The organism is Flavobacterium tegetincola DSM 22377 (genome assembly GCF_000425485.1).
GTDB lineage: Bacteria > Bacteroidota > Bacteroidia > Flavobacteriales > Flavobacteriaceae > Flavobacterium > Flavobacterium tegetincola.
Genome location: NZ_KE384383.1, coordinates 395,611 through 401,610 on the forward strand (window position 1 = coordinate 395,611; position 6,000 = coordinate 401,610).

General features: G+C 34.8%; 5 protein-coding genes. 2 read left to right on the forward strand and 3 right to left on the reverse strand.

Features of this window, described 5'->3' with window-relative positions; all coding sequences use genetic code 11:
- Positions 1-404 precede the first annotated feature (404 nt).
- The gene (locus H602_RS18780) at positions 405-1,925 is read left to right on the forward strand and encodes a MauE/DoxX family redox-associated membrane protein (RefSeq protein ID WP_035759473.1); all 1,521 of its coding nucleotides are present in this window, start codon (positions 405-407) and stop codon (positions 1,923-1,925) included.
- A gap of 177 nt (positions 1,926-2,102) precedes the next feature.
- Entirely contained in the window at positions 2,103-2,303 is a 201-nt protein-coding gene (locus tag H602_RS0111435) for a hypothetical protein (protein ID WP_026978116.1), read from the forward strand.
- A gap of 57 nt (positions 2,304-2,360) precedes the next feature.
- Here H602_RS0111435 and H602_RS0111440 read toward each other — a convergent pair whose 3' ends face one another.
- The 3 genes from H602_RS0111440 to H602_RS18790 form a co-directional block, all read right to left on the reverse strand.
- Complete coding sequence (locus H602_RS0111440; protein ID WP_084404242.1) at positions 2,361-5,000, reverse strand: S9 family peptidase; 2,640 nt, start codon at positions 4,998-5,000, stop codon at positions 2,361-2,363.
- A 24-nt stretch (positions 5,001-5,024) separates the two neighbouring features.
- Positions 5,025-5,600, reverse strand: a complete 576-nt coding sequence (locus tag H602_RS18785) for a RagB/SusD family nutrient uptake outer membrane protein (RefSeq protein WP_084404243.1) — start codon at positions 5,598-5,600, stop codon at positions 5,025-5,027.
- A gap of 77 nt (positions 5,601-5,677) precedes the next feature.
- Positions 5,678-6,000 (reverse strand): integrase core domain-containing protein (locus H602_RS18790; protein ID WP_035759148.1); only part of this gene is annotated, 323 nt, incomplete at its 5' end.

The following is a 6,000-nucleotide window of genomic DNA, read 5'->3' on the forward strand; positions in this document are numbered from 1 at the left end:
TAGTAGGTATTTTTAATTTTAAGTGTTTTTTAGAAGGTTAAATTTCGGTCTAGATTCTTTAATTTTCATTCAAAATCATTTATCGGATAAAACATTAAATGCAATAAAAAAAAAGAATTTAAGAAGTGAGAGGAAATACAGTTGAACACTGAATTGGTTTTTAAAATTTAGTTTAAGATTATGAGTTACTGGTAAAGTCAAGTGATTAATTAATGTCTTTATTTCTGAGTATTACCAACATTTTAAAATTTTAACTAAAAAAAGCCTGTTTTTGAAAAATGTTGGCACGTTTTCGATAACAGTCTATTAAATAGCGTGTTGTAATTTTGTTTTCGTTCTAATTGCAAAGGATTGAATTATACTATTTCATAAATGCAATGGTTTAAACTAAAACTACAGAAAACATGAAATTTAATGAAAGAATTAAGAATATAGTTCTAGAGACAATTTGCCTGCTATTTGTTCTTCTATTTGTCTATGCAGCAGTTAGCAAATTGCTGGATTTCGAGAACTTCCAAGTGCAACTGGTACAGTCTCCCTTATTAAGTAGTTTTGCAGGTTGGGTGGCATGGACTGTTCCTGTTTTGGAATTACTTATTTCGCTACTGATTATTTTTAATAGATGGAGAATCATAGGTCTTTTTGCTGCCCTTAGTCTTATGATTATGTTTACCACTTATATAGTAGTTATTTTAAATTTTAGTTCTTTTGTACCTTGTTCATGCGGAGGAATTCTTGAAAAAATGGGTTGGTCAACTCACTTAATATTTAATGTTTTCTTTGTCGCTTTATCCGTTTTAGGAATCTGTATTCTTTCCAAAAAAAATATATCCCAATTTAGTGCAAAGCCATATGCGATTTATCTCTCACTGATTAGCACGGCAGTTTTAAGTACCGGTATCGTGGTCTTATTTTTTATCCTATCAGAAGATATCATGCATCATCGAAATAATTTTGTTCGTCGCTTCCCAGGTGATGCTACAAAAGTTGGAGAAATTGATCTCGATTTTAATTCTTATTATTTTGCAGGGGCTGGTGAGGGCAAGATATATTTGGGAAATTATACAGCTCCTCTTCTAGTGACCACGATGGATAAGTCTTTACTTAAAAGGAATGAATTTAATATCCATCCTAATCGAACTGATTTTAAATTTCAATCTGTTCAAGTTCGCATTCTACCTCCAAATTTTTATCTTATTGATGGAACTGTACCAGTAATCTTTAAAGGGAAAATAGCCGATTGGAATGCTAATTTATTATGGAACGGAGCAACTACTTTTTCTCATTACCAGCTTATTGATTCCCTTAATTTAGTATTTCGATCCAATTACAATATAAAAGGCGAAAGTATTCTTGGAACCTTATATTTTGGAAGTTCTCCTAAAACATATTTTAATGCCAATCTTTTACAGAAACAGATTGATGGTATTTTTGATGTAGACGGCTATCTTCATTTTGACAAAGCCCTTAATCGGTTAGTTTACATCTATTTGTATCGCAACCAATTCATTGTTGCAGATCAGGCACTGAATATTAGCTATCGAGGTAAGACAATAGACACTATTAGTAAGGCTCAGATTAAAGTTGTTGATGTGACAAGTAGAAAAGAGCGCAAACTGGCAGCGCCCCCTTTATTGGTTAATAAGTCTAGTGCGGTTTCTAATAATTTACTGTTTGTCAATTCAGCATTAATTGGACAATATGAACCTCTAGAAATGTGGGAGGAAGCAAGTATCATTGATGTATACAATCTAAACACGAATACCTATGTAGGGAGCTTTTACATCTATGATTATGATGATGAAAAGCTGAAGAACTTTTTTGTGCTGGATGATAATTTTTATGGATTTATAGGAAGTCATTTAGTTCAATATAAGTTAAACAAAGGATTACTATCAACTAATGTAAATAACGATCAAAAGTAGAAAAGAATAATGTCTTTAAAATATACTGGCCAGTGTCGGGGGAACGATCGAAAACCTGTCAAAGAGTAGATCAAAAATAATTTTAATTTTATTAATTATGAAAGCAAATTTTATCAAACAGGGTATTCCTGTTGCCGTATTTGCTCTTGCGGTAGCGGGGCATTTACAACCAATGCCATGAATGTGCGTTCTAAAACAGTAGCAACAGTTCAAGGGTATGTTAAACTGAATCCACAAGGAACGTCATGTGAACAACGTGATATGTGTTCAACTATCAACAATGGAAACATTTGTACCGTAGGATTAATTCCAGGAGGTACGCCATTATTTGCTAAAAATTCGGCAAATCAATGTACAGTAACGGTTTATAGACCCTAATGTTTATTGTTAGTAGAAAAGGGCAATGCAGTTCCAGCAAAGGAACTGCATTGTTTTTTATAACCATTCAGGTTTTTTATTTCCTTTTAAATAATAATCGAACCACTGTTCAATTCGTTGGGTTAAGTCTTCTTGATGTTTTTTTTCCATTAAAACATGATTTGCTCCGGGATAGAGTAACATGGTATTTATTTTACCAAGGCGTCTCAGTGCCAGATAAAATTCTATAGTTTGATTATGATCTACCTGGCCGTCTTGATCACCTGCCCAAGACAATAGCGGTGTATTTACTTTATCTGCGTGATAAAGTGGGGAGTTTCTTAAATATGCGGGGTAATCCTCATATAAAGATTTACCTATTCTTAGTTGTCCAAACTCATAATGGTAGAAATTAGGTATTCCATATCCCGGGACAACCCAAAGATAACCATTAACAAAATCAGTAATAGCGGCCCCAGCCACCGCTGCTGCAAATATATCAGTTTGGGTAATTATATAATCCGTTTCATATCCTCCATAGGAATGACCAGTGAGACCTATTCGGGATCTGTCAATAGATTCACTATCAATGACTTTTTTAGTAGCTGATACGACACAATCTACTGCTGAAGGTCCTGGATTTCCAATTTCATAAACAATATCAGGTAAAAAAACAAAATATCCATTTGATGTAAAATTGCTAATATTAAATCCTGTCGGGTTGTTCTGGGATGGGTTTACATATTTATACAATTCTTTCGATTGCTTTTCGTATAGATGTATAATCATAGGATATTTGATTTGGGAATTATAATTGGCAGGATAAAATAATACACCATTCAGAATAGTACCTTTAGAATTGGTATAGCTAATGAGCTTAGACCGTCCCCAATTATATTTAAAATGCTGTGGATTGCTTTGAAAGAGTACTTTCTCTTTTGAATTTGACTTCTGTTTAAAAAGTAATCTCGGAGGGAAATTATAGTTTTCTTCTTGATATACATAACAGTCATTATTTTGACCAGCTAGGAGTCGGCTGGTATGCATTTTTTTATCCAATAAAGGTTGTACTCCATTTTTTTTATCCCAAAAACAATATCCCTTATGTTCCAATGCTTCGGTTTTTAGCACTAATCTTTCAGAGGGTTGGTACATAATTTTATACCCAACATCGTAATTCATTTTGTCATAAAGCTGTGGTGATTGAGGTGCGATTCTATAAGTAGTTTTGTTTTCTCGACCTTTAGTCAGTCTACGGGCACTTGATCCATCGAGTGCAATACTCCAAATGTCATACTTATCATATACAAGAAGTGTATTATCTGCTTGTATCCATGCTGGGTTACCAAAAGGAGATGCCTCTTCGGGCCAGTCTGATTCGTTATCTGAGAAAAACACACCAAGTTCCTTGGTAAGATTTCTATGTAATCCACGAGTTATATCATAAATCCACCAATCCTTATTTTTAAAATAGGCAATATGTTTTTCGAAAATAGAAATCGAAGTCCCTCCACCTGTTGATTGGTTTTGCAATACTAATTTTCGCTCTCCTGTTTCCAGATTCAAAATATAAATATCCAAGGGAGCATCACGGTTTTCTTGTGGTTCATACTTAGCTGGGTTGTAGATAAAAGCATATTTCTGGTCTCCACTTAACATCATTTTTGGAAATTCATTATCGGTAATGGGGCTAAAGCGGTTCTGTTCAGGCCACCATACAGCCACTTTGGCTATTTTATTCCAATTATCATCGTTTATTTTTACAGGATAAAGAAATTTGTCATCTGCATTCCAAATTTGCGTTTGCAAAGGGTCAATAGGAGTTGTCGTTTTTTCCATTCCAAAGAATATACGGCTGCCATCATCAGAAATGCTAAGATTTGCAAAAGAGGACGAGATAACTTCCATATCAGTCGGAAAATCATCGTGCTGTGCTGGATTAAAAGTATACAATTTATGTCCGTCTATACTATAGTATCCTACTGAAGTACGGGCTGTCTTTTTCTCATCATCCAGAGGCTGCTGTAAAAAAGCTATGGAATTTCCGCTATGTTGCCATACCGTATCCGAATAGTCAAATCCTTCCGTCGTACTAGCTATTAAAGTGGTCGTTTTATCGCTTAAATTCAGCAGAGAGATGGTAGTACTTTTTTCAGATTTTGTGGTATAGGCTACCGCATCTGCTTTTGAGTTGTACCAATAATTTTCAACATTATTTAAAACAAGAGAATTGCCGCTTTCTACGTTTTTTATCTCGAGCTGTTTTTTTTCATCAGACTTCTTTTTCATAAAGATGATATCTGTGGTACCCACTCTCAAATCGTAGCTGACTACCTGCTCAACAGTCTGTTGTTTTGTAGTTGATAAATCGGTAATTAGAAGCTCCCCCTTGCGGGACATTGCAGAAAACCATTTGTCACCAATAAATGCCCCTTTACTTGCCCCAGGAAAATTATAAAGGGTAGTGGCAATAGTGCTTTTGACAAACAAGGTATCATTTCCACTATCGTAGTAGAGAGCAAAGCTCATCCATTTTCCACTTTCAGACAGTTGCCCAGCTCTAAGGGAACTCCACAAATGGTAATCATTAGCTGTCAGCTCTTTTTTATCCTTATTTTGGCTAAAACCGTTCAACGAGATTAGTAGAGAAGCCATTATACTTAGGTATACCAATATCCTTTTGCTTACCAAAGAGGTTCTGTTTTTTTTATTTTTCATGTCTTTACTGCTAAGGCACTATTTTTAGTACCCATTATTTTGTGGATTCAGATTGGGATTTAATGAAATCTCTGATTCAGGTAAGGGGAACAACCTATCCGTAGTATTCCATCCTGGTTTTACGACTGTTAATGCCGCATCGAGTTGGTTTGTTCTTTTAAGGTCAAAAAAGCGATGCCCCATTTCGGTAAAAAGTTCCACCTTTCTCTCCTGCAACAAAGCAGTAAGAATATCCGATTTACTCAGAGCTGTAGTGTTCGCTAGGCCTGCAGTATTTCTAATTTTGTTCAAATCTTCTTTCGCTCCAATAAGATCACCTTGTTGCGCTCGTGCTTCACCACGAATCAAGTATTGCTCTGCTAAACGAAATACGACAGAGTATTCCATTGCTCCCGAAGTATTTGATTTTTGACGATACTTATTGACGTGAGACCAGCTATCACTTCCATCTATTATTGTTTTTACCCACTGAATCTTCCGTTGATCCCCAATTTCAAAATCATTTAGGAGTTGATCACTCAAAGCAACAGTGGGGGGTGGTCCTGAGGTAAAGATGAAAGTTTCTCCTTCCTGCGTATTTTGCCCATCGGTACGAGGCATAAATTGCCAAATAGTGGTACTACTTTCTTTTAAGAAGATGGCCTCTGGAATAACTACAAAAAATGAGACAAATATACTCAGGCCGCTTTATTATTAAAATTTCTTAATTTAATCTCCATTTCTAGCGGAGAAATATAACCTAGAGTAGAATGTAGTCTTTTTGTATTGTACCAATTTATATATTCTTTTAGACACGCATTTAATTGTTGAAAAGAAGAAAAATGATACCTATACAAACATTCATATTTTATGGTTTTAAAAAAGCTTTCTGCAACAGCATTATCCCAGCAATTCCCTTTTCTACTCATACTCTGTGTTATTTTTCGATTATAAATGAAAAGATTTGTCATTTTATTAGAAGCATACTGAGCTCCTCTGTCTGAATGAAAAATAAAATTAT